At 66.9% G+C, this 25,244-nt stretch carries 24 protein-coding genes; 19 read left to right on the forward strand and 5 right to left on the reverse strand.

Translation table 11 applies throughout. The features are described from left to right. Nucleotides 1–25 precede the first annotated feature (25 nt). From AB4Y42_RS21690 to kch, 3 genes are all read left to right on the forward strand, one after another. Nucleotides 26–562: an N-acetyltransferase family protein gene (locus tag AB4Y42_RS21690; protein WP_368689619.1), complete on the forward strand. Its 537-nt coding sequence runs from the start codon at nt 26–28 to the stop codon at nt 560–562. 123 nt (nt 563–685) lie between these two features. After that, nucleotides 686–1,606: a mechanosensitive ion channel family protein gene (locus AB4Y42_RS21695; protein WP_368695293.1), complete on the forward strand. Its 921-nt coding sequence runs from the start codon at nt 686–688 to the stop codon at nt 1,604–1,606. Beyond that, a complete protein-coding gene (kch, locus tag AB4Y42_RS21700; protein ID WP_368695294.1) occupies nt 1,603–2,784 on the forward strand; it encodes a voltage-gated potassium channel protein in 1,182 nt (393 codons plus the stop codon). Before AB4Y42_RS21695 ends, kch begins: the two co-directional genes overlap by 4 nt. 21 nt (nt 2,785–2,805) lie before the next feature. Here kch and AB4Y42_RS21705 read toward each other — a convergent pair whose 3' ends face one another. Continuing rightward, complete coding sequence (locus AB4Y42_RS21705; RefSeq protein WP_368689616.1) at nt 2,806–3,384, reverse strand: putative glycolipid-binding domain-containing protein; 579 nt, start codon at nt 3,382–3,384, stop codon at nt 2,806–2,808. Between the two features lie 245 nt (nt 3,385–3,629). Here AB4Y42_RS21705 and AB4Y42_RS21710 point away from each other — a divergent pair, with 245 nt between their 5' ends. The 7 genes from AB4Y42_RS21710 (at nt 3,630) to AB4Y42_RS21740 (ending at nt 9,484) form a co-directional block, all read left to right on the forward strand. Beyond that, nucleotides 3,630–4,577: an urea transporter gene (locus tag AB4Y42_RS21710; RefSeq protein ID WP_368695295.1), complete on the forward strand. Its 948-nt coding sequence runs from the start codon at nt 3,630–3,632 to the stop codon at nt 4,575–4,577. A gap of 10 nt (nt 4,578–4,587) precedes the next feature. After that, entirely contained in the window at nt 4,588–5,364 is a 777-nt protein-coding gene (locus AB4Y42_RS21715; protein WP_368695296.1) for a class II aldolase/adducin family protein, read from the forward strand. A gap of 44 nt (nt 5,365–5,408) precedes the next feature. Further along, nucleotides 5,409–5,597: a 4-oxalocrotonate tautomerase gene (locus AB4Y42_RS21720; protein WP_028205614.1), complete on the forward strand. Its 189-nt coding sequence runs from the start codon at nt 5,409–5,411 to the stop codon at nt 5,595–5,597. A gap of 409 nt (nt 5,598–6,006) precedes the next feature. Continuing rightward, nucleotides 6,007–7,446, forward strand: a complete 1,440-nt coding sequence (locus AB4Y42_RS21725) for a cytochrome ubiquinol oxidase subunit I (protein WP_368695297.1) — start codon at nt 6,007–6,009, stop codon at nt 7,444–7,446. 37 nt (nt 7,447–7,483) lie between these two features. Continuing rightward, on the forward strand, nt 7,484–8,488 hold the full coding sequence (gene cydB, locus AB4Y42_RS21730) for a cytochrome d ubiquinol oxidase subunit II (protein ID WP_368695298.1): 1,005 nt from the start codon (nt 7,484–7,486) through the stop codon (nt 8,486–8,488). Continuing rightward, nucleotides 8,463–8,618 (forward strand): hypothetical protein, encoded by a 156-nt coding sequence (locus AB4Y42_RS21735; protein ID WP_342922500.1) that lies wholly within the window; start codon nt 8,463–8,465, stop codon nt 8,616–8,618. Before cydB ends, AB4Y42_RS21735 begins: the two co-directional genes overlap by 26 nt. Nucleotides 8,619–8,704: 86 nt before the next feature. Continuing rightward, entirely contained in the window at nt 8,705–9,484 is a 780-nt protein-coding gene (locus tag AB4Y42_RS21740) for a hypothetical protein (protein WP_368695299.1), read from the forward strand. Between the two features lie 7 nt (nt 9,485–9,491). Here the strand turns inward: AB4Y42_RS21740 and AB4Y42_RS21745 are convergent, their stop codons facing one another. Together AB4Y42_RS21745 and AB4Y42_RS21750 are read right to left on the reverse strand one after the other, a co-directional pair. Further along, nucleotides 9,492–10,169 (reverse strand): isoprenylcysteine carboxylmethyltransferase family protein, encoded by a 678-nt coding sequence (locus AB4Y42_RS21745; protein WP_368695328.1) that lies wholly within the window; start codon nt 10,167–10,169, stop codon nt 9,492–9,494. A gap of 79 nt (nt 10,170–10,248) precedes the next feature. Beyond that, entirely contained in the window at nt 10,249–11,115 is an 867-nt protein-coding gene (locus tag AB4Y42_RS21750; RefSeq protein WP_368695300.1) for an arylamine N-acetyltransferase, read from the reverse strand. A gap of 424 nt (nt 11,116–11,539) precedes the next feature. On the opposite strand from AB4Y42_RS21750, the gene AB4Y42_RS21755 reads away from it, so the two are divergent. The 6 genes from AB4Y42_RS21755 (at nt 11,540) to AB4Y42_RS21780 (ending at nt 19,343) form a co-directional block, all read left to right on the forward strand. Beyond that, nucleotides 11,540–12,949: a carbohydrate porin gene (locus AB4Y42_RS21755; protein WP_368695329.1), complete on the forward strand. Its 1,410-nt coding sequence runs from the start codon at nt 11,540–11,542 to the stop codon at nt 12,947–12,949. A 94-nt stretch (nt 12,950–13,043) separates the two neighbouring features. Further along, complete coding sequence (locus AB4Y42_RS21760) at nt 13,044–14,204, forward strand: hypothetical protein (RefSeq protein ID WP_368695301.1); 1,161 nt, start codon at nt 13,044–13,046, stop codon at nt 14,202–14,204. Between the two features lie 2 nt (nt 14,205–14,206). Then, nucleotides 14,207–15,505 carry an iron uptake transporter deferrochelatase/peroxidase subunit gene (gene efeB, locus AB4Y42_RS21765; RefSeq protein WP_368695302.1) on the forward strand — a complete coding sequence of 433 codons (1,299 nt, stop codon included), beginning with the start codon at nt 14,207–14,209 and terminating at the stop codon, nt 15,503–15,505. Nucleotides 15,506–15,552: 47 nt separating this feature from the next. After that, nucleotides 15,553–16,557 carry an iron ABC transporter substrate-binding protein gene (locus tag AB4Y42_RS21770; protein ID WP_368695330.1) on the forward strand — a complete coding sequence of 335 codons (1,005 nt, stop codon included), beginning with the start codon at nt 15,553–15,555 and terminating at the stop codon, nt 16,555–16,557. 55 nt (nt 16,558–16,612) lie between these two features. After that, nucleotides 16,613–18,256, forward strand: coding sequence for an ABC transporter permease (locus AB4Y42_RS21775; RefSeq protein ID WP_368695331.1), 1,644 nt, complete (start codon nt 16,613–16,615; stop codon nt 18,254–18,256). A gap of 37 nt (nt 18,257–18,293) precedes the next feature. After that, nucleotides 18,294–19,343: an ABC transporter ATP-binding protein gene (locus AB4Y42_RS21780; protein WP_368695303.1), complete on the forward strand. Its 1,050-nt coding sequence runs from the start codon at nt 18,294–18,296 to the stop codon at nt 19,341–19,343. On the opposite strand, the gene AB4Y42_RS21785 is transcribed toward AB4Y42_RS21780, so the two are convergent. After that, nucleotides 19,331–20,200, reverse strand: a complete 870-nt coding sequence (locus AB4Y42_RS21785) for a LysR family transcriptional regulator (RefSeq protein WP_368695304.1) — start codon at nt 20,198–20,200, stop codon at nt 19,331–19,333. The genes AB4Y42_RS21780 and AB4Y42_RS21785 overlap by 13 nt on opposite strands. A gap of 135 nt (nt 20,201–20,335) precedes the next feature. Here AB4Y42_RS21785 and AB4Y42_RS21790 point away from each other — a divergent pair, with 135 nt between their 5' ends. Then, nucleotides 20,336–21,262, forward strand: a complete 927-nt coding sequence (locus AB4Y42_RS21790; protein WP_368695305.1) for a DMT family transporter — start codon at nt 20,336–20,338, stop codon at nt 21,260–21,262. Nucleotides 21,263–21,283: 21 nt separating this feature from the next. On the opposite strand, the gene AB4Y42_RS21795 is transcribed toward AB4Y42_RS21790, so the two are convergent. Then, nucleotides 21,284–22,585, reverse strand: a complete 1,302-nt coding sequence (locus tag AB4Y42_RS21795) for an MFS transporter (RefSeq protein ID WP_368689604.1) — start codon at nt 22,583–22,585, stop codon at nt 21,284–21,286. 217 nt (nt 22,586–22,802) lie between these two features. Here AB4Y42_RS21795 and AB4Y42_RS21800 point away from each other — a divergent pair, with 217 nt between their 5' ends. Both AB4Y42_RS21800 and mdcA read left to right on the forward strand, forming a co-directional pair. Beyond that, on the forward strand, nt 22,803–23,582 hold the full coding sequence (locus AB4Y42_RS21800) for a GntR family transcriptional regulator (protein WP_368695306.1): 780 nt from the start codon (nt 22,803–22,805) through the stop codon (nt 23,580–23,582). Next, nucleotides 23,566–25,239, forward strand: coding sequence for a malonate decarboxylase subunit alpha (gene mdcA / locus AB4Y42_RS21805; protein WP_368695307.1), 1,674 nt, complete (start codon nt 23,566–23,568; stop codon nt 25,237–25,239). The genes AB4Y42_RS21800 and mdcA overlap by 17 nt, the downstream gene beginning before the upstream one ends. Nucleotides 25,240–25,244: the final 5 nt, after the last annotated feature.

The following is a 25,244-nucleotide window of genomic DNA, read 5'->3' on the forward strand; positions in this document are numbered from 1 at the left end:
TTTGCCTTCGCGCTCGCTCCAACCGATGAACCCACACTCCGACGCGCACGTGCGCGACGCCACCGCCGACGACTTTCCCGCCATCGCCGCGATCTACGCGCACCACGTGCTGCACGGCACGGCGTCGTTCGAGGAGACGCCGCCCTCGCGCGAAGAACTCCTGCGCCGCCACGCCGCCGTGCGCGAACACGGCCTGCCCTGGCTCGTCGCCGAGATCGACGGCCAGGTGGCGGGCTACTGCTACGCCACGCCCTACCGGCCGCGTCCGGCGTACCGCTTCACGGTCGAAGACTCGATCTATATCGACGAGGCGTTTCGCGGCCGCGGACTCGGCCACACGCTGCTCGACGCGCTGATCGAGCGCTGCGAGGCCGGCCCGTGGCGGCAGATGATCGCCGTGGTCGCCGACCCGCGCGGCGGCTCGCTCAAACTGCACGAGCGCCTGGGCTTCACGCTGACCGGGACGCTGCGCGGCGTGGGCTTCAAGCACGGCGAGTGGCGCGACACCGCGCTCATGCAGCGCACGCTCGGGCCGGGCGCGGATACGCCGCCCAAGGGCTGACGCGCGAGCCTCAACTGCATGGCGGCACGCCACACGCGCGCCGCAAGCGAAACGCCGCTCGTACAATACGTCCTTTCGCAACGGAGCCGGACTCAGGGCTCCGCAGACAAGGACTGATTCACCATGCAACCCCTCCTCGAACACCTGCACCCGTCCAACTGGGGCTTCCTGTGGGACGCGCTCTCCGCGCTCGCGCTGCGCCTGTGCGCGGCCTTCGCGATCCTCTGGTTCGGCTGGTGGCTCTCCCGGCGCGTGGGCAACTGGATCAAGCGGCGGGGCAGCGGCATCGATCCCACGCTGCGCCCCATCGTGCGCGACACCGCCGTGTGGGGCGTGCGCCTCGTCGCCGTGATCGGCGCGCTCTCGCAAATCGGCATCCAGACCGCCAGCATCGTCGCGGTGCTCGGCGCCGCCGGTCTCGCCATCGGTCTCGCGCTGCAAGGCACGCTGCAGAACATCGCGGCCGGCATCATGCTGTTGCTGCTGCGGCCGTTCAAGGTGGGCGACTATATCGACGGCAGCGCCGGCGCCAGCGTCGCGGGCACCGTCGAGGAAGTGAACCTCTTCACCACGCGCCTCACGAAACCGGACGGCATCTGCGAATACGTGCCGAACAGCGCGCTGTGGAGCAATTCGATCCGCAACTACAGCCGCAATCCCACGCGCCGGCTCGATCTCGAAGTGGAAGTGTCGGTGCGCGACGACGTGAACCGCGCGATCGACGCCTTGCGCACGCTCGCCGCCGCCGACCCGCGCGTGCTGGCCTCGCCCGCGCCGCAAGTGATGGTGACGCGTTTCGACGACAGCACCGCCGTGCTCAACGTGCGCGTGTGGTCGAATATCGACACATTCTGGGAGATGCGCTGGGAGCTGTCGCGCAAGGTGCGCCAGACGCTCAATGACGCGCACTGCTCGCTGCCCCTGCGCACGCGCGAGTTGCACATCGTGCAGACGCAACCGGCGGAACCTGAGCAACCGACACAACCGACACAACCGACACAACCGACACAACCGACGCAACCGACGCAACACGCGCAGCAATGAGCGCGTACGCGCGCCGCCTGCGCGGCTACGCCCGAGGGCTCGTGCCGCACGGCTACCTGGCCGTGCTGCTGGTGCTCGACGGCCTGCTGCTGGTGCGCCCGGTCGCACAGAAGGCGCTCGAACACGCGGGCGGCAACTGGTTCGACGACTGGATCACGCTCATCAATGCGTTCGGCGTGCTCGCGCTGCCTCAGGCGCTCGTTGCGACCGGCCTCACGATGATGTCGTTCGGCATCGCGCTGCGCGCCCGCGTGGCGTGGGTGCTTTCTCTGGTGCTGCTCACCGGCGCGGCCAGCATCTGCCTGTGGGGCGACTATCGCAGTCACGCGCTCGCCGGCTTCTCGCTCGCCCTCGCCTGCGCGCTGATCTACTACTGGCGCCACTTCGATCGCGCGAGCGTCGCCGCGGGATCGTTGTTCGCATTCCTGAGCATTGGCTCGTTGGTCGTCTACGCGGTGTTCGGCTCGCTGTATCTCGGCGACGACTTCGACCCGCCTATCCGCAACCTCGTCACGGCGTTCTACTTCTCGATCGTGTCGATGTCCACGGTCGGCTACGGCGATATCGTGCCGCGCTCGGACACTGCGCGGCTGTTCACGGCCTCGATCATCGTGCTCGGCATCACCGTGTTCGCGACGTCGATCAGCGCCGTGATCGGGCCCGTGATCGGCGGCCATTTGAAACGCATCGTGAAGGGAGGCATTTCCAACGTGACCCGCAAGAACCACTATCTGATCGTCGGCGCGTCGCCGCTCGCGCATAGCGTGTACGCGGGGCTCCTCAAGCGCGGCTACGCGGCGACCGTGATCGTCGCGCCGAATATTCCGCACAACTATCCACCGGAGGCCGATCTCATCATCGGCGATGCGAGCGACACCGCGACGCTGCGCAATGCGGGCGCCGAAACCGCGCTCGCCGCGCTCGCGCTGCGCTCGGACGACGCCGAGAACGCCTTCGTGATTCTCGCGATCAAGGAAATCGCGCCGAAGGTGCGCACCGTGGCGCTCGTCAACGACAGCCGCAACCTGCGGCGGCTGCGCCTGCTGCAGCCGGACATGGTGTTTTCGCCGCAACTGCTCGCGGGCGAGCTGCTCGCACGCACGCTCAACAACGAAACCATCGACAACACGCTGGTCGAGCAGCTGCTGTTCGGCAAGAGCGCGGGCGGCGCGGCGTAAGCGCCTTGTCGCCGCGTGCCATCAGTCCGGCGGCGGCAGGCGCCGGAACAGCGTGGGATAGTCGATCACGAGCCCGTCTTCGTCCACGCGCAGGTTCGCCGTGAAGTCGCGAAAGATGCCCTCGTAGCGATACTCGCGATCGCGCTCGATGCACACGTAGGCCTGCTCGACGGGCTTGGGATCCAGCTCGGGCGCGGCGATGTACACCACGCGGATCGGCTGCCGCTCGCCGCGCGCGAGGCCCAGACGCCGGATCGGCAGCGTGTTCGTGTACGGCGTCGCGGCGATGTCGATGTCGATGCAGCCGTCGAGCGCCTCCAGTGCGCGCCCCTCGCCGTCGGTCCAGTGGCCCTTGCCGTCGCTCTGGAGCACGAGCGAGCCGCCACCCATCACGCGAAACGCCGCCCAGCGCACGCGCCAGCGCGCATCGCACTCGATGGCGTAGCACAGGCCATAGGACTTGCCGTAGCGCTCGCCGATGACCACGCTTTCCGCGCGGATCGTGTCGCCTGTTTCGCCGAATTTCGGGCCGCAATGCGCATCGAACGCCAGATGCTCGATACCCTCGCCCGTCTCGGATGCCCAACGCACTTCACGCATCGTTCGCCTCCCATGTAACGCTGTCGACCAGAGTTAGTGCTTTAGCACTTACTCTGGTCCCGTGCAGACCTGTCTCTGGATGACCTCGATAACCGCCTTGCGCATATCGTAACGCGGCGACGAATAGCGACTATCAACGCACGCGCATGCGCGAGGCGGTCTGCATCGCCTATGCTCGCAATCTGGCCGGCCGTGCGCCTCGCACCGGGGCCTCGCCGCCCGCACCCGCACGCCACGTCTTCGCCATGTCCGCCCGATTTTCCGCCGCTGCCGGCGCCACTGCGCGGTCCACCGACACCGCCGCCGCCGGCGCGCTTTTGCGCAGCCTCGGCCAGATCGTGCTGCAGCCGCACGCGGGAACGGGCGCGTGCCTGCTCGCGGCGCTCGCGCTCACCGACTGGCGGCTCGCTTTCGCCGCCCTGCTCGGCGCCGCGGCGGCCAATGTCTGCGCGGTCGTGGCAGGCCATGCAGAAGCGGCGATCCGAGACGGCGTTGCAGGCTACAACGGCGCGCTCGCCGCGCTCGCGGCGTTCACCTTCGTCGGCGATGCGGGCACGGCGGCCGCGCTTGCGCTCATCGCGGGCGGCGCGAGCGGGTGGCTCGCCGGGCCGCTGGACCGCCGCCTCGCGCGCGCCCGGCTCGGCTTGTATTCCGTGCCCTGCCTCATCGCGACCTGGATCTGGCTGCCGCTGCACCCCGGCAGCGCCCCCGTCGCCAGCGCAATCGCCGCAGCCCCGCCGGCCCTGCACGGCGCGCCGCTAGCGGCCGCCGCACACGCCTCCGCCGGCGTGTTGAGCGGCCTCGCGCAAACCACTTTTGCCTCGGGCGCAGCGGCGGGACTGTGCGTGCTCGCGGGCCTCGCCTGGTCGTCGCGGCGCGCAGCGGCCTATGCGCTCGGCGGCGCGGCGCTCGCGAGCGCGCTCGAACTCGCGTGCGGCGCGAGCCCGGCCGCCCTCGGCGCGGGCCTCGCGGGCTTCAACGGCGCGCTCGCCGCGCTCGCGGTCTGCGCGCTCGGCACACGCGCCGCGATCTGTGCGACCATGCTCGCCGCGGCCCTGCATCTGGCCGCCGTGCGCTGTGGACTGCCCGCGCTGACCGCGCCGTTCGTGCTGGCAAGCTGGAGCGTGCACGCGGCGGCGCGACGCCTGCGCCCTGCGTCGTCCACGCCGCCTGAAGAGTCCATCGTCCGCTGAAGGAATCGCCATGTCTTTCGCCCATCGCCCGACGAGCACCTGCGCCGAGACCGCGGCGCGCTCCCCCGCCGAGCAGCAACTGCGCGTCGATCTCGCCGCCGCTTACCGCCTCATCGCACTCAACGGCTGGGACGACCTCATCTACACGCACATCTCCGCCGCCGTACCGGGCGAGGCGGGCCGCTTCCTCATCAATCCGTTCGGCCTCGCCTTCGACGAGGTGCGCGCCTCGAACCTCGTGAAGATCGACACCGAAGGCCGCATCGTCGGCGCAAGCGAGCATCCCGTGAACGCCACCGGCTTCGCGCTGCACGCGGCCGTGCATCTCGCGCGGCCCGACGCCGTGTGCGTGATGCATCTGCACAATACGGCGGGCATTGCCGTGTCGATCCAGCGCGACGGCCTCCTGCCCGCCTCGCAGCACGCGCTGCGCTTTTACGGCCAGCTCGCCTGGCACGACTACGAAGGCCTCGCCTTCACGCCCGCCGAAGGCACGCGCCTCACGGCCAATCTCGGCGCGCACCCGGCCATGCTGCTGCGCAATCACGGCACGCTCACCACCGGCCGCACGGTAGCCGAAGCCTACGTGCTGATGGCGACGCTCATCAAGGCCTGCGAAATCCAGCTGCAGGCTCAGGCCGGCGGCGTACCGCTCGTCGTGCCGCCGCCCGGGGTGGCCGAACGCACGGCCGAGCAGTTGCGCGACGGCGGCGCGATCGAAGGCGTGCTCGAATGGCCCGCGCTGCTGCGCAAGCTCGATCGCATCGATTCGTCATACCGAGACTGATCGCGCCCAATCCATCGTTTCGCTCACTTTTCAAGGAGACCCGCATGCCGACATTCCACATCGAAATGTTCGAAGGCCGCAGCGTCGAACAAAAACGCCAGCTCGCCGCCGCCCTGACCGAGACCACGTGCAAGGTGCTCGGCGTCGAGCCGCAATCCGTCGACATCATCTTTCACGACGTGAAGCCGGAGAACTGGGCGACGGCCGGCAAGCTGTGGAGCGATCCGCGCTAAAGCTGCCATTTTCATCGCATTCCTGATCTTTTCCGCCTGGCGTCGCACACCCGCTCGCGCCGCCAGGCGCGCCTGAATTCTCCCCCGCACGATTCCTGACCCCGCACGCGGAGACACATTGCCGCACCCCATGCGGCAGCGCGGTGTATTGACGCAGCGAGACGCTCTTCGCACATCCCTACTGCGCAACGAGTGTTTAATCTAAATTGATCTGTATCAATGCGTTAGCGCATGTTTTCGTCTCATTGATATTGACGACTGCGACACGCTGGCGCACGTCGCAGCGCAGCAAAACCTTCGCCGTTCCCCTACGCTTACGTCCATTGCACGAGAAGCGCAGCGCCCCCACTGCCTCTCCGTGCGACGTTTCTTCCGCGCTTTTCCCGGTAAGCAAGCAACAGGCACGTACATGCACACGTCACTATCCGCCTTCGACCTGGCCCGGCTGCAGTTCGCCTTCACCGTCTCGTTTCACATCGTCTTTCCGGCGCTCTCCATCGGCCTCGCGAGCTTCATCGCCGTGCTCGAAGCCTGCTGGCTCAAAACGCGTCAACCGTTCTACAAGGACCTCTGCCTGTTCTGGTCGAAGGTCTTCGCCGTGGCCTTCGGCATGGGCGTCGTGTCCGGCGTCGTCATGAGCTACGAGTTCGGCACCAACTGGTCCGGCTTCTCGTCGTTCGCGGGTCCCATCACCGGACCGCTGCTGATGTACGAAGTCATGACCGCGTTCTTTCTCGAAGCGGGCTTCCTCGGCATCATGCTGTTCGGCTGGAACCGCGTGAGCCCGCGCGCCCACTTCGGCGCGACGCTGATGGTCGCCATCGGCACGCTCATCTCCACGTTCTGGATCCTCGCCTCGAATAGCTGGATGCAGACGCCGCAAGGCTTCAAGATCGTCGATGGCCACGTCGTGCCGGTGGACTGGTTCAAGATCATCTTCAATCCGTCCTTCCCGTACCGTCTCGCGCACATGGCGATCGCCGCGTTCATCGTGGCCGCGCTCGTGGTGGCCGCGAGCGGCGCATGGCATCTGCTCAAGGGGCGGCGCGACCCCGCCATCAAGAAGATGTTCTCGATGGCGCTCGGCCTGCTGCTCGTGCTCGCGCCGGTGCAGGCCTTCGTCGGCGACGCACACGGCCTGAACACGCGCGAATATCAGCCCGCCAAGATCGCCGCGATCGAAGGCATCTGGGACACCGAACAAGGCGGCACCGCACTCAATCTGTTCGGCATTCCCGACATGCAGGCCGAGACGACGCGCTACGCCGTTTCCATTCCGCACCTGGGCAGCCTGATCCTCACGCATAGCTGGGACGGCGAGATCAAGGGACTCAGGTCCTTCCCCGCAGACGAGCGACCCAATTCGCCGCTGCTGTTCTGGAGCTTCCGCGTCATGGTCGGCTTAGGCATCCTGATGATCGTGCTCGGCGTGACCGGCTGGGTGCTGCGCCGCCGCGGCACGCTCTACGAATCGCGCGGTTTCCAGCGCTTCGTGCTCGCCATGGGACCGACGGGCTTCATCACGCTGCTCGCGGGCTGGGTGACGACGGAAGCCGGCCGTCAGCCCTGGGTGGTCTATGGCGTGATGCGCACGGCACAGGCGGTGTCGCCGCTCACGGCGCAACAGGTGGGCATTTCGCTGATGGCGTTCGTGGCGGTGTACTTCCTCGTGTTCGGCACGGGCATTTACTACCTGCTCAAGCTTCTGCGCAAAGGTCCCGCGCTGCCCGACTCGAGGCCACATGCGCCGCATGAACCACGTGAGCCGCGCGTGGCGCACCCTGCGCTCGCTGCGAGCCAGACCGCGCGCCGCCCCATGTCCGCCGCCGATCAGCTGATCGACGCCTGAGGCTCCCCGCATTCATCGTTACGAGGCTAGCAAGCAAATGGATGTCACCGTCATCTGGGCCGCGATCATCGCGCTCGGCGTTCTTCTCTACGTGGTGCTGGACGGCTTCGATCTCGGCATCGGCATCGTGTTTCCGCTCTTTCCCGACGAGGATGAGCGCGATCTCATGATGAACACGGTCGCCCCCGTGTGGGACGGCAACGAGACCTGGCTCGTGCTCGGCGGCGCGGGGCTCTTCGCCGTATTCCCCGTGGTGTACTCGACCGTGCTTTCCGCGCTCTACCTGCCGCTCGTGTTCATGCTCGCGTGCCTGATCTTCCGCGGCGTGTCGTTCGAGATTCGCGCCAAGTCCAATCGCACGAAGCATTTGTGGGACCTCGCGTTCATCGGCGGCTCGACCGGCGCCGCGTTTTTCCAGGGCATCGCGCTCGGCGCGTTCCTGCAAGGCATTCCGATGGACGGCGGCCAGTTCGCTGGCGACGCCTTCGGCTGGCTCACGCCCTTCAGCCTGCTCTCGGGTTTCGGGCTCGTCGCGACCTATGCGCTGCTCGGCTGCTGCTGGCTCGTCGCGAAGACCGAGGGCGACCTGCAGCGCCGCCTGCGCAAGCTCGTCTGGCCGCTCACGGTCATGCTGCTCGGCTTCATCGCGCTCGTGAGCCTGTGGACGCCGCTGCAGGACCCGGCCATCGCCGAACGCTGGTTCCGTTCGGGCCTCTTCTGGCGTCTCGCGCCGGTGCCGCTGCTCGTGCTCGCCTGCGCCGCGTGGATGCGCTGGGCCGTGCATGCACGCCATCACAAGACGCCCTTCATCGCGGCCATCGGACTCGTGCTGCTCGGCTACGCGGGCCTGCTCGTGAGCCTGTGGCCGTACGCGATTCCGCAGGGCCTCACGCTGTGGGAAGCGGCGGCGCCGCGCGAGAGCCAGATGTTCACGCTCGCGGGCGCAGCGTTCATTCTGCCGATCATCCTCGCGTACACGATGCTCAGCTACTGGGTCTTTAGAGGCAAGGTGCGTCATGGCGACACCCATCACTACCATTAAAACTGCACGCCGGGCGCTGCCTGGCTGGCTCTGGTTCGTACTCCTCTGGTGTGCGGGCGTGGGCGCAGCCGTCTCGCTCGGGTTCGCATTCAAGGTCTTCATGAACCTCACGCTGTTCGCCGTGAAGTGAATGGCACGAGCGGATTCGCACGAGCGCGCTCGATTTCACGGCGCCGCGTTAGACTGTAGGCTCTCTGTCACCCGTGCGAAAACTTCATGCAACAGATGACCTTCATGGAATGCGTCAAGCGCGCATGGGCGAGCGCCTGGCAGGCCGCCGTGCAAATGCCGTTTCTCCTTGCGGGGACGTTTGTGATCTACGCCGCGCTCGGCTGGTTCGGGCTCGCCGGGCGGCCCGTGCCGGCCGAAGGCGCGACGCCCTCCGCCGGACTCATTGCGCTCGGCAATCTCGCCTCGCTCCTGAATTCGCTTGTCTACCTCTGGTTCACGCTCAAGATTTCGCGCTTCGTGCTGCTAGGCGAGCGCAGCGCGCCGCTCATGCCGGCCGGAGCCAGGCCGTTCCTGCGCATTTTCGCGGTCGGTCTCATCCTGGCGGTCGCGCTCGGCGCATTCGCGCTCTTGCTGTGGGTCGTGCTGCGGCCTCAATACCAGGGCGGCGCCGCGTTCCTCTTTCTGGTGGTCATTGCGATCTGGATGTTCGTGGCGGTGCGCCTCTCGCTGCTCTTTCCGGCGCTCGCCGTCGGCAGCAAGATCGCCTTCAGCGCCGCCTGGCGCGACAGCCGCGGGCACTTCTGGAGCCTTTTTGGCGTCACCTTCGTCGCCGCGCTGCCCATTGCGGTGTGCGGCCTGATCGTGCTGATCGGCATGGGCCTCGCGGGCGTCACGCCTGAAATCGTGCGGCAGCCGGGGTGGCTCACCGCGCTCGCCATCGGCCAGAGCATCGGCAATATCGTGTTTGCGCTGCTCACCACCACGGCACTCGCCTGGCTTTATCGCCGTTACGCACAAGACCTGACTTCGCCCTCCACGAGTTAATCTCGCACTACCAGATGCCCGGCACGAAGCGATAACGCACGCGCGCCAGATACTCGCGGTAGCCGGGCAGATTCTCCGCGAGCGTTTGCTCTTCGCGCACCGCGCGATAGCCGATCCCCACGACCATGAAGGGCACGCACGCAAGCCCCCACCACGAACCGAGCATGAGCGGCGTGCCGACGAGAAACAGCAGCGCGAAGCCATACATCGGATGACGCACGTAGGCATACGGGCCGGTGTCGCTGACCGTATGCCCGCGTTCGCTCTGAATCTTCACGACAGGCGCCGCGAAGCGGTTCGCCGCGAACACCGCGCGCGTCGCGTAGATATCGACGAAGATGAAGATCGCGCCGAGCACGCTGAGCCACAGCGGCACGCTCGACCAGCCCATGCGCACGGCGTCGATGCCCATCAGGCAGAGCCACGCGCAAAAACCCACCGAGACGCACAGCATGAACACGCGGTCCCACGGCTGCTGCGTGCGCTGCGCGAACGGCGCGAGGCGCTCGACCAGCAGGCCCGGATCTTCGCGCCCGAGCCACAGGCCGATCCACACGCCGCACAACGCCCACTCGACGAGCCACAGCCACGCCGCCGTCCACGCCAGCGTGCCCGCCGAGACGAACAACAGCACGCCCATCAATCCGAACCAGACCACGACTTGCGCGAACAGCTTCGCCATCAGCGCTTTCGTCATTTTCAGCTCAGTCATGATGCCCTCCTTGACCCGCGGGCGCGGCGTCGCGTCGGACGCCGACTCGCGTCTACTGTTGCGCGCCGTGTGACGTCATGCGCGCATAGAGCGCGTCGGCGTCGATACGCTGCGCTTCTTCGCCGCGCGCGAGATCGATGCCGAAGCGTTCGCGCAGACACTGCGCGAGTTCCGCTCCATTTGCGAGCGTACGCTCCTCGCTCACCTGACCTTGCGCGTCGCGCTCGGTAAAACGCTCGTTGAACAGGATCGCGCGGCCGCCTTCGCGTGCAATGCACGCGATCAGGCTGAACGTGAAGAACGACTCGGGCGACGCCGACGTGTACCAGTTCGCCATTTCGTAATCGACCCACTCGGCGGGCGTCAATTCAAAACGATAGAGATCGAACCACTTCTCGCCATCGTGCAATTGCAGCTTGCGCTCGTTCGCCGACAACGTCACGAGCCGCGCCGGTTCGTGCGGCGTCGGCTGTTCCGCCTCTGTCGAGAACGAGAGCGGCGCACGCAGCGTCGCGGCACCGAAGCCTCCGTCGACGAGCCACGTATCGCCTTCCGCCTCCACGCGCAGCAGCATATGCGTGCGCGGCGTGCGCGCGTCGGGTTCGCGCCCGTACAGCACGCGTGCGGCGAGCGGCGTCACCGTAAAGCCCAGTTGCATGAGCACATGCGCGAGCAAGGTGTTGTGCTCGAAGCAGTAGCCGCCGCGCCGCTGCGTCACGAGCTTCGCGACGATGTCCGGCAACTTGATCGACACGCGCCGCCCCGCCAGCGGATCGAGGTTCTCGAAAGGAATGGCAAGCGGATGCAGGCGCTGCAGTTCGCGCAGCACGGCGAGGGTCGCGACATGCGGACCGTCGTAGCCGATGCGGGCGAAGTACGCGTCGAGATCGAGTTCGTAGCCTGGGGAAATGTCGGTCATGGAGCCAGCTTGTTTTGAAGTTTGAGCGGCGAAACGCGCGTTCACATACGTGATGATAAGCGACTTCATTCGCCTGACTAATCATCCAAAGCTAACGACCTGTAATGCGTAAATGCGCGAATGAAAGCAATTCGCAAGGATCTCCGTGATGCGGCGTAAAGCGAGCGTAAAACAGTTGCGAATCATTCTCGTTTTTGTTGACGCTCGCATTCTCCGTTAGTACGATGGCGCCGTCTGGAGATGTCGGGTATTCAGCGATTTGCGAATAACAAAGCCAGAGCGACCCATCACGCAAACATTTCAATAAGTAAGGAATACGATGGAATTGACCCGAACCGTCCGCGTGCGTGCGCTCGCCTGCCCGCGCGGCGCAGCGCCGGGCCGCCCGGCGCATCGGCGCGCGCCGGCGTTGCGCGCCATTGCCATGCTTGCCGCGAGTGCGACTTTCGCGTGCGGAGCCGCACGCGCGCAGAGCAACGCGAACCCCGACGCCGCCCCGGAAGCACCGGAAGCCGACCTCGCGATTCAGGCGCAGCCGTCGAACTTCTGGACCGGCTTCTGGACGCGCCAGACGATGCTCGGCGACATGGGCGGACTGCGGCCGTGGCTCGGCAAATACGGCGTGACCTTCCAGCTCACGGAGACGAGCGAATACCTCGCGAACCTGCGCGGCGGCCTCAAGACCGGCGGCGCGTACGACGGCCTCACGACGGCGACCGTGCAGGTCGACACGAGCAAGGCGCTCGGCATTCCGGGCGGTCTGTTCAACGTGAGCGGCCTGCAGATTCACGGCACCAACCTGAGCACGTCGAACCTCGGCACGCTGAATACCGCGAGCGGCATCGAAGCGACGCCGACCACGCGCCTCTGGGAGCTGTGGTACCAGCAATCGTTCCTCGACAAGCGCCTCGACGTGAAGATCGGTCAGCAGAGTCTCGACCAGGAATTCATCACGAGCCAGTACGCGGCGCTCTTCATCAACACGATGTTCGGCTGGCCCGCGCTGCCTTCGTACGACATGCCCTCGGGCGGCCCGGCCTATCCGCTCGCCGGTCTCGGCGTGCGCGTGCGCGGCCAGATCACGCCTTCGCTCACCGCGCTCGCCGGCGTGTTCGCAGGCGACCCGCTCGGCAACGATCCGAACAACCTTAGTGGTACGAACTTCAATCTGCACAACGGCACGTTGTGGATCGGCGAACTGCAGTACGCCATCAACCAGCCGTCCGAAGGCGAACTCGTGAGCGCCGACAATCACGGCCTGCCGGGCACCTACAAGATTGGCTTCTGGTACAACAACAACCCGTTCGACGACCAGCGCTACGACAACACCGGCCTGTCGCTCGCGAATCCGGCCTCGACCGGGATTCCGGCGACGCATCGGGGCAACTACAGCATCTACGCGGTGGCCGACCAGATGATCTGGCGTCCCGACCCGGACGAAGCGCGCAGCATCGGTGTATTCGCGCGCGTTATGGGCGCGCCCGGCGACCGCAATCTCGTGAGCCTCGCGGCCAACCTCGGCATCGTCATGAAGGCGCCGTTCAAGGGCCGCGACAACGACAGCGTGGGCCTTGCCGCCACCTACATCAAGGTCGGCAACAACGTGCACAACCTCGACCTCGACCAGCAGATGTTCACCGGCGGTCCTTACGGCGTGCGCACGCAGGAAACCGCGCTCGAAGCCACCTATCAGTATCAGGTCACGCCGTGGTGGATTCTCCAGGCCGACGCGCAATACACGTTCAACGCGGGCGCCGGCCAGAATCCGCAGGATCCGACCGCGCCGCTGCGCAATACGTTCGTGATCGGCGTGCGGACCAACATCACGTTCTAGGCCCACGAAAGCGCACCCGACCCATGTTCAACCCCAAGTCCTCGCGTGTCCCAGCCGGCGTGCGCGCCGGCCGCGCGAGGCACGGAGATTCAGTATGAAACACGCTACGCGCACGCTCCTGCAATGCACAGCCCACGCGGTCCGCTCCGCGCTCGCGCTTGCCGCCGCGGCGGCGCTCGCCGGCGCGCCGCTCGCCGCTCACGCCGAACCGCAGGGCCTGCTCGAGACCGTCAAGCATCACACCACGCTCATCAACACCGTGCCCGACAACGGCGACCAGAACCCGTATGCGATCTTCGTCGCGCCGGTCTCCTCCGGCGCGGTGAAAGAAGGCGACGTGCTGGTCGACAACTTCAACAACGCGGCCAACCTGCAGGGCACCGGCAGCACGATCGTCGACTATCACCCCGACACGAAGCAGATGACGCTGTTCGCGACGATTCCGCGCGATCTCAAGGAGTGCCCGGGCGGCGTCGGCCTTTCGACCGCGATGACGATGCTCAAGTCGGGCTGGGTCATCGTGGGCAGCACGCCGAGCAACGACGGCACCACCGGCACCAAGGGCGCGGGCTGTATGATCGTGCTCGACAGCAGCGGCAAGATCAACAAGGTCATCAGCAGTCCCAATATCAATGACCCGTGGGGCAACATGGCCGTGGTCGACAACGGCGACCACGCCACACTGTTCGTGAGCAATGCGGGCTTCGGCGTGGGCGGTGCGGACGGTAACCCGCCCGTGTTCAAGCAGGCCACGGTGCTGCGGCTCGACTTCGACATCGCGAGCGGCCAGGCGCCGGTCCTGAAGCGCGAAACCGTGGTGGCGAGCGGCTTCGGCGCGCAGGCGGACAAGGGCGTGTTCCTCGTCGGCCCGACCGGCCTCGCACTGTCGGCGGACAACAAGCTGCTCTACGTGTCCGACGCGATCGGCAACCGCATCAACGTGATCGAAGATCCGCTCACGCGCGACACGAGCGCGGGCGTGGGCCGCCAGCTCACCGCCGACGGCCTGCTGCACCGTCCTCTCGCCATGATCGTCACGCCGCAGGGCCACCTGCTCGTGACGAATGCCTTGAACGGCCAGGTCGTCGAGATCGACCCGGCCGCGGCAAAGCAGCTGTACGCGCGCTGGATCGATACCGACAAGGCGCAGACGCCTCCGGGCAACGGCGACCTGTTCGGCCTCGCGCTGACCCCGGCAGGCGACGGCTTCTACTACGTCGAAGACGACGTAAACACTCTCGTGCTGGCTAAATAATCATGTCCTCCGACGATACTCCCAACAAACCATCGAGGCGCGGCTTCCTGAAAGCCGGCGCCGCGCTCGGTGCGAGCCTCGGCGCAGGCGCGGCCACGAGCGGCCTCGCCCAGGCCGCCGAAGCGAAGCACCACGCGATGTCCACCGACCCGATGCTCGCCGTCGAGCCGTTCTACGGCGAGCACCAGGGCGGCATCGTGACGCCGCAGCAGGCGCACACGTATGTCGCGGCCTTCGATCTCACGACGACCTCGCGCGACGACGTCATCAACCTGCTGCGCAAGTGGACCGAGTCCGCGGCGCGCATGAGCCAGGCGCAGCCCGCTGCCGCCCTCGACTACACCGGCGACGACCACCCCGCGGCCGACTCCGGCGACGTGCTGGGCCTCGGCCCGGCGGGCCTCACGGTCACCTTCGGCTTCGGCCCCGGCCTCTTCACGTCGCAGGACAAGGACCGCTACGGCCTCGCGCACAAGCGCCCCGCCGCGCTCGTCGACCTGCCGCGCTTCAACGGCGACCAGCTGATCGCGCAAAAGACCGGCGGCGATCTGTTCGTGCAGGCGTGTGCCAATGACGCGCAAGTCGCTTTCCACGCGGTGCGTCAGCTCGCGCGCCAGGGCTACGGCATCCTGACGATGCGCTGGGGCCAGGCGGGCTTTCTCTCGGGCCCGCGCGCGCAAACGCCGCGCAACCTCATGGGCTTCAAGGACGGCACGAACAACCCGCCGACCACGGACCCGAAGGCGATGAATCAGTTCGTCTGGGCCACCGCCGCCGACGCGCCCTGGATGCAGGGCGGCACCTATACCGTGGTGCGCCGCATCCGCATTACGCTGGAGCACTGTGACCAGATGGAACTGGGCTTCCAGGAGCAGGTGTTCGGCCGCCACAAGTACAGCGGCGCGCCAATTGGCCAGAAGAAGGAGTTCGACAACGTCGATCTCGACGCGCAAGACAAGGACGGCAATCCGCTGATTCCCGAGAACTCGCACGTGCGTCTCTCGAACCGCGCGTCGAACAACGGCGCGCAGATCCTGCGCCGCTCGTACTCGTACAACGACAGCACGGACTTCTACATCGAGCGCTGGCCGCCGTGGCGCCAGGAAACCGAATATGACGCGGGCCTCATCTTCGTCGCCCACCAGGGCGACCCGCGCACGAGCTTCATTCCGATCAACGAAAAGCTCGCGAAGTTCGACATGATGAACCAGTTCACGACGCACGTGGGAAGCGCGATCTTCGCGTGCCCGCCCGGCGCGAAGGCGGGCTCGTTCATCGGCGCGGAGCTGTTCAGCGCCTGAGATTCATCGATAACAACGGACAACGAAGCAATATGAAACTTTCCATGATGCGCGCACCGCTGCGCGCCACCGCCCTCTCGCTCGCGCTTGCCGGCATGCTGCCGCTCGCCGCGCACGCAGCCTCGATCACGCTCTACAACGCACAGCACGAGCAGGTCGTGAACCAGCTTGCGAAGGACTTCCAGCAGCAGACCGGCATCGACGTGAAGATCCGCAGCGGCGAAGGCCCGGCGCTCGCGGCGCAGCTCGTCGCCGAAGGCGAAAAGACGCCTGCTGACGTCTACTTCACGGAGAACTCGCCTGAGCTGATGCTGCTGGAAGAAAAGGGCATGCTCGCCCCCGTGCAGCAGGCGACGCTCGCGGTCGTGCCCGAACGCTTCAACTCGCCGCAAGGGCAATGGGTGGGCGTGACCGCGCGCGAGAACGTGCTCGCGTACAACACGGCCAAGGTGCAGCCCGCGCAATTGCCGAAGTCGATTTTCGATCTCGCCAAACCCGAATGGAAGGGCAAGGTCGGCATCGCGCCGAGCGACGCCGACTTCCTGCCGCTCGTCGACGCCGTGCTCGCCGTGAAGGGCGAAGCCGCCACGCTCGAATGGCTCAAGGGTCTGAAGACCAACTCGCAGATCTTCGACGACGACGAAGGCGTGGTCGCCGCCGTGAACCGCGGCGCGGTCGCCACCGGCATCATCAACAACTACTACTGGGACCGCCTGCACGCCGAGATGGGCGACAAGAAAACGCAAAGCGCCGTCGCGCATTTCGCCGATGGCGACGTGGGCGCGCTCGTCAACGTTTCGGGCGCCGCCGTGATGAAGTCCGCGCACAATGTGGACGGTGCGCAGAAGTTCCTCGCCTACCTCGTGAGCGAGCGCGCACAGAAGCTGATGGCGCAGGACCACATCAGCTACGAGTACCCGCTGCGGCCCGGCGTGGCGAGCGATCCCATCAACAAGCCGTTCGACCAGCTGAAGCCGCCCGCGCTGACCATCCAGCAGCTCGGCGACGACAGCCAGGCGGGCAAGCTGCTGCGTCAGGCTGGCCTGCTGTAATCGGCATGGAGTACGAAGCAATATCGTGAGCGAAGCCGTTACCACGGCGCAAGCCGTGTCAGAGTCTCATCAAGTGGCAGTCGCGGGGGGCCCGCCCCCGCGCGTGCGGCGGCGTGCGCCGCGCGCGCTCTTCGCCGCCGCCGCGCTCGGCCCGCTGCTGGTGCTGCTGCCGCTCGCACTGACCTTCTGGCGCGCGCTGTCCTTTGGTCTGGCCGACGCCGCCGAGCTGATCTTCAGGCCGCTGGTCGGCGAGTTGCTCGTCAACACGCTCTCGATTACGGTTTCGGCCACGCTCGCCTGCGCCATACTAGGCACCGCGGTGGCGTGGCTCGTCGAGCGTACCGACGTGCCGGGGCGGCGTGCCTGGGCGCTCCTCGCCGCCGCGCCGCTCGCCATGCCCGCATTCGTCACGAGCTACGCGTGGGTCTCGCTGAGCCTCGATTTGCAGGACTTTCTCGGCGCGTTCATCGTCATCACGACGGCGTACTTCCCGCTCGTCTATTTGCCAGTGGCCGCCGCGCTGCGCGGCCTCGATCCCGCACTCGAAGAATCGGCGCGCGCGCTCGGCTGCAACCGCTGGGCTGTTTTCGTGCGCGTCGTGCTGCCGCAACTGCGTCCCGCGCTGTTCGGCTCGATGCTGCTCGTCGCGCTTGGCGTGCTCTCCGAATTCGGCGCATTCACGCTGCTGCGCTTTCGCACGTTCACCACCGAGATCTACGCGGAATACCGCACGAGCTTCGATGGCGGCGGCGCCTCGCTGCTGGCCTGCGTGCTGATCCTGCTCTGCCTCGTGTGCCTCGTGCTCGAGTTCCGCGTGCGCGGACGCGCGCGCTACGAGCGCGTGGATCGCGGCGCACGCCGCGAGAGCGTGCGCCATGCGCTCGGCCGCTGGCGCTGGCCTATGGCGGCGGGTTTCGTCGCGCTCAATGTGGCGACGCTCGGCGTGCCGCTCGCGATGATCGGCTACTGGCTCACGCAGCCTGGTGCCGCAGCAATCACGCCAGCCGATGTCTCGCCTGAGTTGCTGGTTTTGACCACGTTCGCCTCGCTGCGCCTCGGCCTCACGGCCGCGTTTTTCACCACGCTGCTCGCGCTCCCGCTCGCGTACCTGCTTGCGCGCTATCCTGGCCGCGCCGCCACGTTTCTCGAACGCACGGCCTTTATCGCGCAGGGCGTGCCCAGCCTCGTGATTGCGCTTGCCATCGTCTCGCTCGCGGTGCGCGCGCTCGAACCGCTCTATCAGGGCACCACGCTGCTGATTACGGCGTACGCGATCCTCTGTCTGCCCCTTGCGCTCGTGAGCGTGCGCGCGGCGCTCATGCAAGCGCAGCAGCGCCTCGAAGATACGGCGCGCGCGCTCGGCCTGGGATGGTTCGCCACGCTGCGCCGCGTCGTGCTGCCGCTCGCGGGTCCGGGCCTCGGCGCGGCGGCTTCGATGGTGTTCATCTCGGTGGTCACCGAATTGAACGCCACGCTGCTGCTCGCGCCCATCGGCACGCACACGCTCGCCACGCAGGTCTGGACCGACACCTCGACGCTCGCCTTCGCGGCCGCCGCGCCCTATGCCGCGCTGCTCACCGCGCTTTCGCTCGCCGCTTCGGGCCTGCTGTTCGCGTTTGCGGGCCGGTCCGCACTCGCGGGCCATGCTACGGTCAACATGCCGGTCGATACGATCAACGCGCCGCCCGACGACGCCTGAGCCTCAGTTAGCCCCAAGTTAGCCCCAAGTTAGCCCCATGAGCACACTTCGCATTTCCGGCCTGAAAAAGGCCTTCGACGGCCATCCGGTCCTGCACGGCATCGATCTTTCCGTGCGCTCGGGTTCGCTCGTCGCGCTGCTCGGGCCTTCGGGCAGCGGCAAGACCACGCTGCTGCGCGTGCTGTGCGGCTTCGAGCGCGCCGACGCCGGCACGATCGAGATCGACGGCCGCCGCGTTGCAGGCGACCGGCTGCATCTGCCGACCGAGCAGCGTCATATCGGCTACGTGCCGCAAGAGGGTGCGCTCTTTCCGCATCTCACGGTTGCCGAGAACATCGTGTTCGGCCTGCCGCGCGCGCAGCGTCGCGCACACCATCGCGTGGCCGAATTGCTCGAACTCGTCGGTCTTCCGGAATCCTATGGATCGCGCGCGCCGCAGCAACTCTCGGGTGGGCAGCAGCAGCGCGTGGCGCTCGCCCGCGCGCTCGCACCCTCGCCCGGCCTCGTGATGCTCGACGAGCCGTTCTCGTCGCTCGACGCCGCGCTGCGCGTCGAAACGCGCGAAGCCGTGGCGCGCGCCCTCGCCGCCGCCGGCGCGACCGCCGTGCTTGTCACGCACGATCAGGCCGAGGCGCTCTCGCTCGGTCATGAAGTCGCCGTGCTGTGGCGCGGCAAGCTGTTGCAGAGCGGACCGCCGCAAACGCTCTATCGCCGCCCGGCCACGCGCGAACTCGCGGCCTTCATCGGCGAGGCGGTGCTGCTGCCGGGGACGGTGGCCAACGGGCGCGCGCATTGCGTGCTCGGCGCGCTGCCGATCCAGCAAGACCAGCATGCGGCAGAAGGCGCCGTGGACGTGATGCTGCGCCCCGAGCAGATCGACGTGCTGCCCGAAACCGCCCAGCGCGACGGCGCGCTCGAAGCGGTCGTGCAGGCCATCACCTTCCAGGGCCAGGACGCCGCGCTCACGCTGCAGCTGATCGATGCGCACGCAACGGTCCGTGCGCGCGTGCCCGGCTATCGCACGCCGCGCGAAGGCGAGCGCGTGCGGCTCGCGGTGGGCGGCGAAGTGAGCGTCTACCCGCGCTGACGCGGCACCGAGAGATCCTGCACCATCTGCTGCGCGAGGTAGTCGCAAGTCGGCCGGTTCGACTTGACGCTGCGCGCCACCACGATTTCCAGCGGCTCGATCTTCGGCAGGCCCTGCGCCTCGCCGAGGATCGCGAAGCGCGGCGGCACGCTGCAGCGCGTGAGCGCGACGATCGCAATGCCCGCCTCCACCGTCGCCGTCAACCCCATCAAACTCGCGCTGCTATAGGCGGCGCGGTAGCGGATGTGCGCGCCGTCGAGCGCCGCCACGGTATGCGCGCGCGCCACGCTGCCGTGCTCGTAGAGCCCGACCGGCAGCGGCGACATGGCAAGCGGCGCCGGGTCGGTGGCGGACCCCACCCAGACCATCTCCTCGGCGCGCACGAACTCGCCGCGCATCTTGCGGTCGCGTGTGACGAACGCGATGTCGATCTTGTTGTCCGCCAGCATCGGCCCGAGCGCGACGCTCTGCGCGCAGACGATCTCGATCTCAACATGCGGATAAAGCGTCGAGAAGCGCCGCAACACCGGTGACAGCAGCGACGCCATATAGTCGTCGGGCGCCCCGAGCACCACGCGCCCCGTCACCTCGGGCCGCACCAGCGCCGACCACGCCTCCTCCTGCAGGTCGAGCGCGCGCCGCGCATATTCGAGCAGCGTGTTGCCCGGCCGCGTGAGCGCGAGATTGCGCGTGTCGCGCGTGAATAACGTGGTGCCGAGCATCTGCTCGAGCCGCTTGACCTGCATGCTCACGGCCGCCTGCGACCGATGCACGGCCACGGCGCCCCTCGTGAAGCTGCCCGCGTCCGCCACGGCGGCGAAGGTGCGTAGCAAATCGATGTCGAATTCGGGGTTCATACGCTGGGTGGCCGGATCGCGGCCTATTCATAAGCTGCGTTGATGGAATTCTTCAATTTAATTCGTTTGCCCGCGCCCCGCAACTGGCGAATACTCAACCCGTCTCCAACCCTCTTTCGATTTTCCGCTCCGGCCATGCAATCCGAACATCACGGCAACCGTCAGCAAGGCGTCTTCATGCTCGCGGGCGGCGGCCTCCTGATGGGCACGATCGGCGTGTTTGTCGAGGAGGCGCGTCTCGGCGCCCTCACGCTCGTGTTCTTCCGCTGCTTTTTCGGCATGCTCGCGCTCGCCGGGTACTGCGCGTACAAGGGCTGGCTCTCGCCGCGGCAGTTCACGCGCCGCACGCTCACGCTCGCGGTGATTTCAGGCGTGCTCATGGTCACGCAGTGGGTCGCCTTCTTCGACGCGATCCATCGCACGAGCATCGCCATCTCGACGGTCGTATTCCATGTGCAGCCGTTCTGGGTCGTGCTGATGGGCGCGGCGATCTTTCACGAGCGGCTCGGCGCCGACCGGCTCGGCTGGATCGGCATCGCGTTCGTGGGGCTCGCGCTCGCTTCCGGCGTGCTCGCGGAAACCCACGTGGCCGATCGCACGAGCTACATGATCGGCATTGGCGAGTCGCTGGGCGGCTCGGTGCTCTATGCGAGCGTCACGCTGATCGCCAAGAGCCTGCGCAACTTTCGCCCGCATCTGCTCACGCTGACGCAATGCGTGGTGGGCTCCGTGTGCCTGCCGCTGATCGCGCCGTTTTTTGCGCCACTCGAGCTCACGCATATTTCGGCCACGCAATGGGGCTGGCTCGTGGGCATGGGGGTGCTGCACACGGGGCTTTCGTACGTGCTGATCTACGGCGCGCTGCCGATGTTGACGACACCCGTGATCGCCGTGCTTCTGTTCGTGTATCCGCTCACCGCGATCGCCGTCGATGCGATCGTCTACGGTCGCGCACTGAGCGTGCCCCAGCTTGCGGGCATGGCGCTGATCGTGGCGGCGAGCCTCGGGGTCAATCTCGGCTGGCGCCTGTTGCCGCCGAGGCTCGTGAAGGCGCGGCGCTAACCGACGCGCCGCATAGGGGGTTCAGGAAGGCAGCGTTTGACCCTTGGTTTCCGGCGCAAACGGAATGATCAGAAGCCCGAGAACGAAGGCCAGCGCCGTGAGCGCCACCGGCACGCCAAGCGTGTGCATCCGCAGCACGGCCGCGCCCAACAGGAAATTCACGCCCGCGCCCACGAAGCGGCCAAACGACGTGCAGAACGCGAACGCCGTGGCGCGCACACGCGTTTCGAACTGCTCAGGCAGCCAGAGGCTGAACAGCGCGAAGTTGCCGCCGAAGAAGCCCAGCACGAAGAGCAGCGCGATGAACGGCACGAGTCCGTTCTCGAGATAGAACGCCCAGCCGAAGCTCGCCGCGATCGTCACCGCCATACCCGCGAAATAAACGGCGAGCGTCCACTTGCGGCCAATGCGTTCGGCCATCGGCGGCAATGCGAGACAGCCCAGAATCGTGCCGATCGACAGGATGCCCGTGGCGATCGAAGCCGTCCGGATCGCCTCGGCCTTGTTCGCTCCCGCCTTCGTCGCCAGCTGGATCACGGCGGACGGTTCATAAACCGCGCCTGCCCACAAGCCGATGATCGCGATGGTCAGCAGCGCGCACGCCACCACGGTGCGCATGCGGTACACGTCGCCGAAGATTTCACGCAGCGGGCGGCCGCGGTGCACATGGCTCGCCTCCGACTTCTGCCATTTGGCCGGTTCCTCCACGCGCGTGAGCACGAGAATGGCCACCACCACCGGCACCGCGCCCGTGAGGAACATGGCACGCCAGCCGAAGTGCACGCCGACCGTGTAATTGAGCGCGGCCGCTATGAAGAAGCCCGCGTAATAGCCGGTCTGCAGATAGCCCGCGCCCATCTTGCGGCGGTCTTCGGGCCACGATTCGGCCACGTACGTGCCCGCGAGCGCCCACTCCCCGCCGATGCCTACGCCTGCCAGAAAGCGGTATATGCCGAGCGACCACACGCTCTGCGCGGTGGCCGAAAGTCCCGTGAAGATCGCAAACATGAAAATGGTGCCCGCCAGCACGCGCGTGCGTCCATAGCGGTCCGCGAGCGGCCCCCAGATGAACGACAGCCCCCAGCCCACGAGGAAGAGCGCGAACAGGATCGAGCCGGCAAGCCCGATGTTCGCCGCGCTCGCCTCGTAGCCCGAACGCGGCAACAGCTCCGTGAGCGCGGGCGTGAGCACGAGTGCGTAGATGAACGAGTCCATCCCGTCGAGCGTCCAGCCTGCCCAGGCGCCCCAGAAACCGGCGATCTGCGACCGGTTGAGCGGTGTCTTGGTGCGAGTTCGCCGTGCGGACTCGGTGATCGAATTCATGATGCTCCTCTCTCCATTGATGCCTCGCCAGCCCACGCAGCAAGATGCGCACGCACGCCGCGAAACGCGGAAATGCAGGCCGCGGCAGTGCCGGCCCTCTTCAGGAACTCCCTGTAAGCCCCCGTTCTTCTTACCCGTCTATAGTGAATCTGGTGTTTCTGTGTTGCGGGTTTTCGAGGCTTTCGCCTTGGTCGTTTTATATATAATATTTGATCTCATGAGCGACGCAACGAATGGTTTTCCCCTGGAAGGCGCTGCCGCGCCCCGCACCAGCACCTCGCGCATGATCGCCGACGCCCTGCGCAGCGCGATCGTCGAGGGCAAGCTCGCGCCCAACGCGCCGCTGCGCCAGGACGCGATCGCGCGGCATTTTTCGGTCAGCGCGATCCCCGTGCGCGAGGCGCTGCGCCAGCTCGCGAGCGAAGGCTGGGCGAAGATCGAGGTCAACAAGGGCGCGAGCGTGGCCCCGCTTTCCGCCGACGAGGCGCGCGAAATCTACGAGATCCGTTCCGCGCTCGAAAGCCTCGCGCTCGGCCTCGCCATTCCGAATCACACGAGCGCCACGCTGCGCGAAGTGACCGCGCTGGCCGCCGCCGCGAAGCGCGAGCGCGATCCGTCGCTCTATGTCGCGCGCAACGAGGCCTTTCACATGAGCCTCTACGCGCCCGCCGGCCGGCCGCAGCTGATGGAAATGCTCACGGCGCTGCATCGCCGCGGCGAACGCTACCTGCGCCTGAAATTCGGCTTCCCCGAATACAAGGGCGAATCCGATAGCGAGCACACCGAAATTCTCGCCGCCGTGAAGCGCGGCGACGTGCCCACCGCGCAAAAGCTCGTGGCCGAGCACCTGCTCGGCACGGGCGAACTCATCTACCGTTTTCTGACCGAGCGCGCCGCGCTGCCGGCAGTGCCGCCTTCGGCACAATCTGCCGCCGCGAAGCCGCGCGCCGCCTCTTCCCGCTCACGGAGCCGAACCGCCGATGAAGCCTCAAGCTGATACGCCAACCTCGCCTGACCTCGCACCGCGTTCGTGGACCACGCGCCGCGACGAAAAGGCCCGCCGCCTCGCCGCCGTTTCGGGCTGGCTCGAAGACGGCGTCCTGCCCGCCTCGCGCATGACCGATGCGCTCGAACTGCTGATCCGCCCAGGCGACCGCGTCGCGCTCGAAGGCGACAACCAGAAACAGGCCGACTTCCTCTCGCGCTCGCTGGCCAAGGCCGATCCGGCCAAGATCAACAACGTTCACCTGCTGATTTCGAGCATCAGCCGCCCCGAGCATCTGACGCTGTTCGAGCGCGGCATCGCGCACCGCGTGGACTTCGCGTTCGCGGGGCCGCAGAGCCTGCGCGTGGCGCAACTGCTCGAAGACGGCCAGCTCGAAGTGGGCGCGATCCATACCTATGTCGAGCTGTACGCGCGCATGTTCGTCGACCTGATTCCCCAGGTCGCGCTGCTGTGCGCCGAAAAAGCCGACCGCCACGGCAACCTCTACACCGGCCCGAACACCGAAGACACGCCGACCATCGCCGAAGCCGCCGCGTTCAGCCAGGGCATCGTGATCGTTCAGGTCAACGAAATCGTCGATGAGCTGCCGCGCGTGGACATTCCCGGCTCGTGGGTCGACGTGGTCGTGCAGGCCGACCGGCCGTTCGCGGTCGAGCCGCTCTTCACGCGCGATCCGCGCCACATCGGCGACCTGCAGGTGCTCACCGCGATGATGGTCATCAAGGGTATTTACGCGCCCTATGGCATCGCCGCGCTCAATCACGGGATTGGTTTCGACACCGCCGCGATCGAATTGCTGCTCCCCACCTACGGCGAATCGCTGGGCCTGAAGGGCAAGATCTGCCGCAACTGGACGCTCAATCCGCACCCCACGCTGATCCCCGCCATCGAATCGGGCTGGGTGGAAAGCATCCATTGCTTCGGCAGCGAAGTGGGCATGGAAGCCTATATCGCCGCGCGGCCCGATGTGTTCTTCACCGGCAGCGACGGCAGCCTGCGCTCGAACCGCGTGCTGTGCCAGCTCGCGGGGCAATATGCCGTGGATCTCTTCATCGGCTCGACGCTGCAGATCGACGCGGACGCCAATTCGTCCACCGTCACGCGCGGCCGGCTCGCGGGCTTTGGCGGCGCGCCGAACATGGGCCACGATCCGCGCGGGCGGCGCCATGCGAGCGAAGCGTGGCTCAAGCTGCTCAAGGACAACGGCCCGGTTTCGCGCGGCCACAAACTCGTGGTGCAACTGGCGGAAACCTGGAAGAAAGGCGGCGAGCCGACCTTCGTCGACGAACTCGACGCCATCGCCGTGGGCCAGAAGAGCGGCATGCCAGTCGCGCCCGTGATGATCTACGGCGATGACGTGAGCCATGTCGTGACCGAAGAGGGTATCGCCCACCTGCATCGCGCAGAGGGCATCGACGACCGCCGAGCCGCGCTCGCGGCCGTGGCGGGCGTGACGCCCATCGGCCTGCGCGCACAGCAGCAGAAAACCGACGAACTGCGCCGCCGCGGCATCGTGCAGTTCCCCGAGGACCTCGGCATCTTGCGCGGCGAGGCCAAGCGCTCGCTGCTCGCGGCGCGCAGCATCGACGACCTGGTGACGTGGTCGGGCGGGCTCTATACGCCGCCGGCCCGTTTCCGTAGCTGGTAAGCGCG

Source organism: Paraburkholderia sp. EG286B, from assembly GCF_040965655.1.
Taxonomy (GTDB): domain Bacteria; phylum Pseudomonadota; class Gammaproteobacteria; order Burkholderiales; family Burkholderiaceae; genus Paraburkholderia.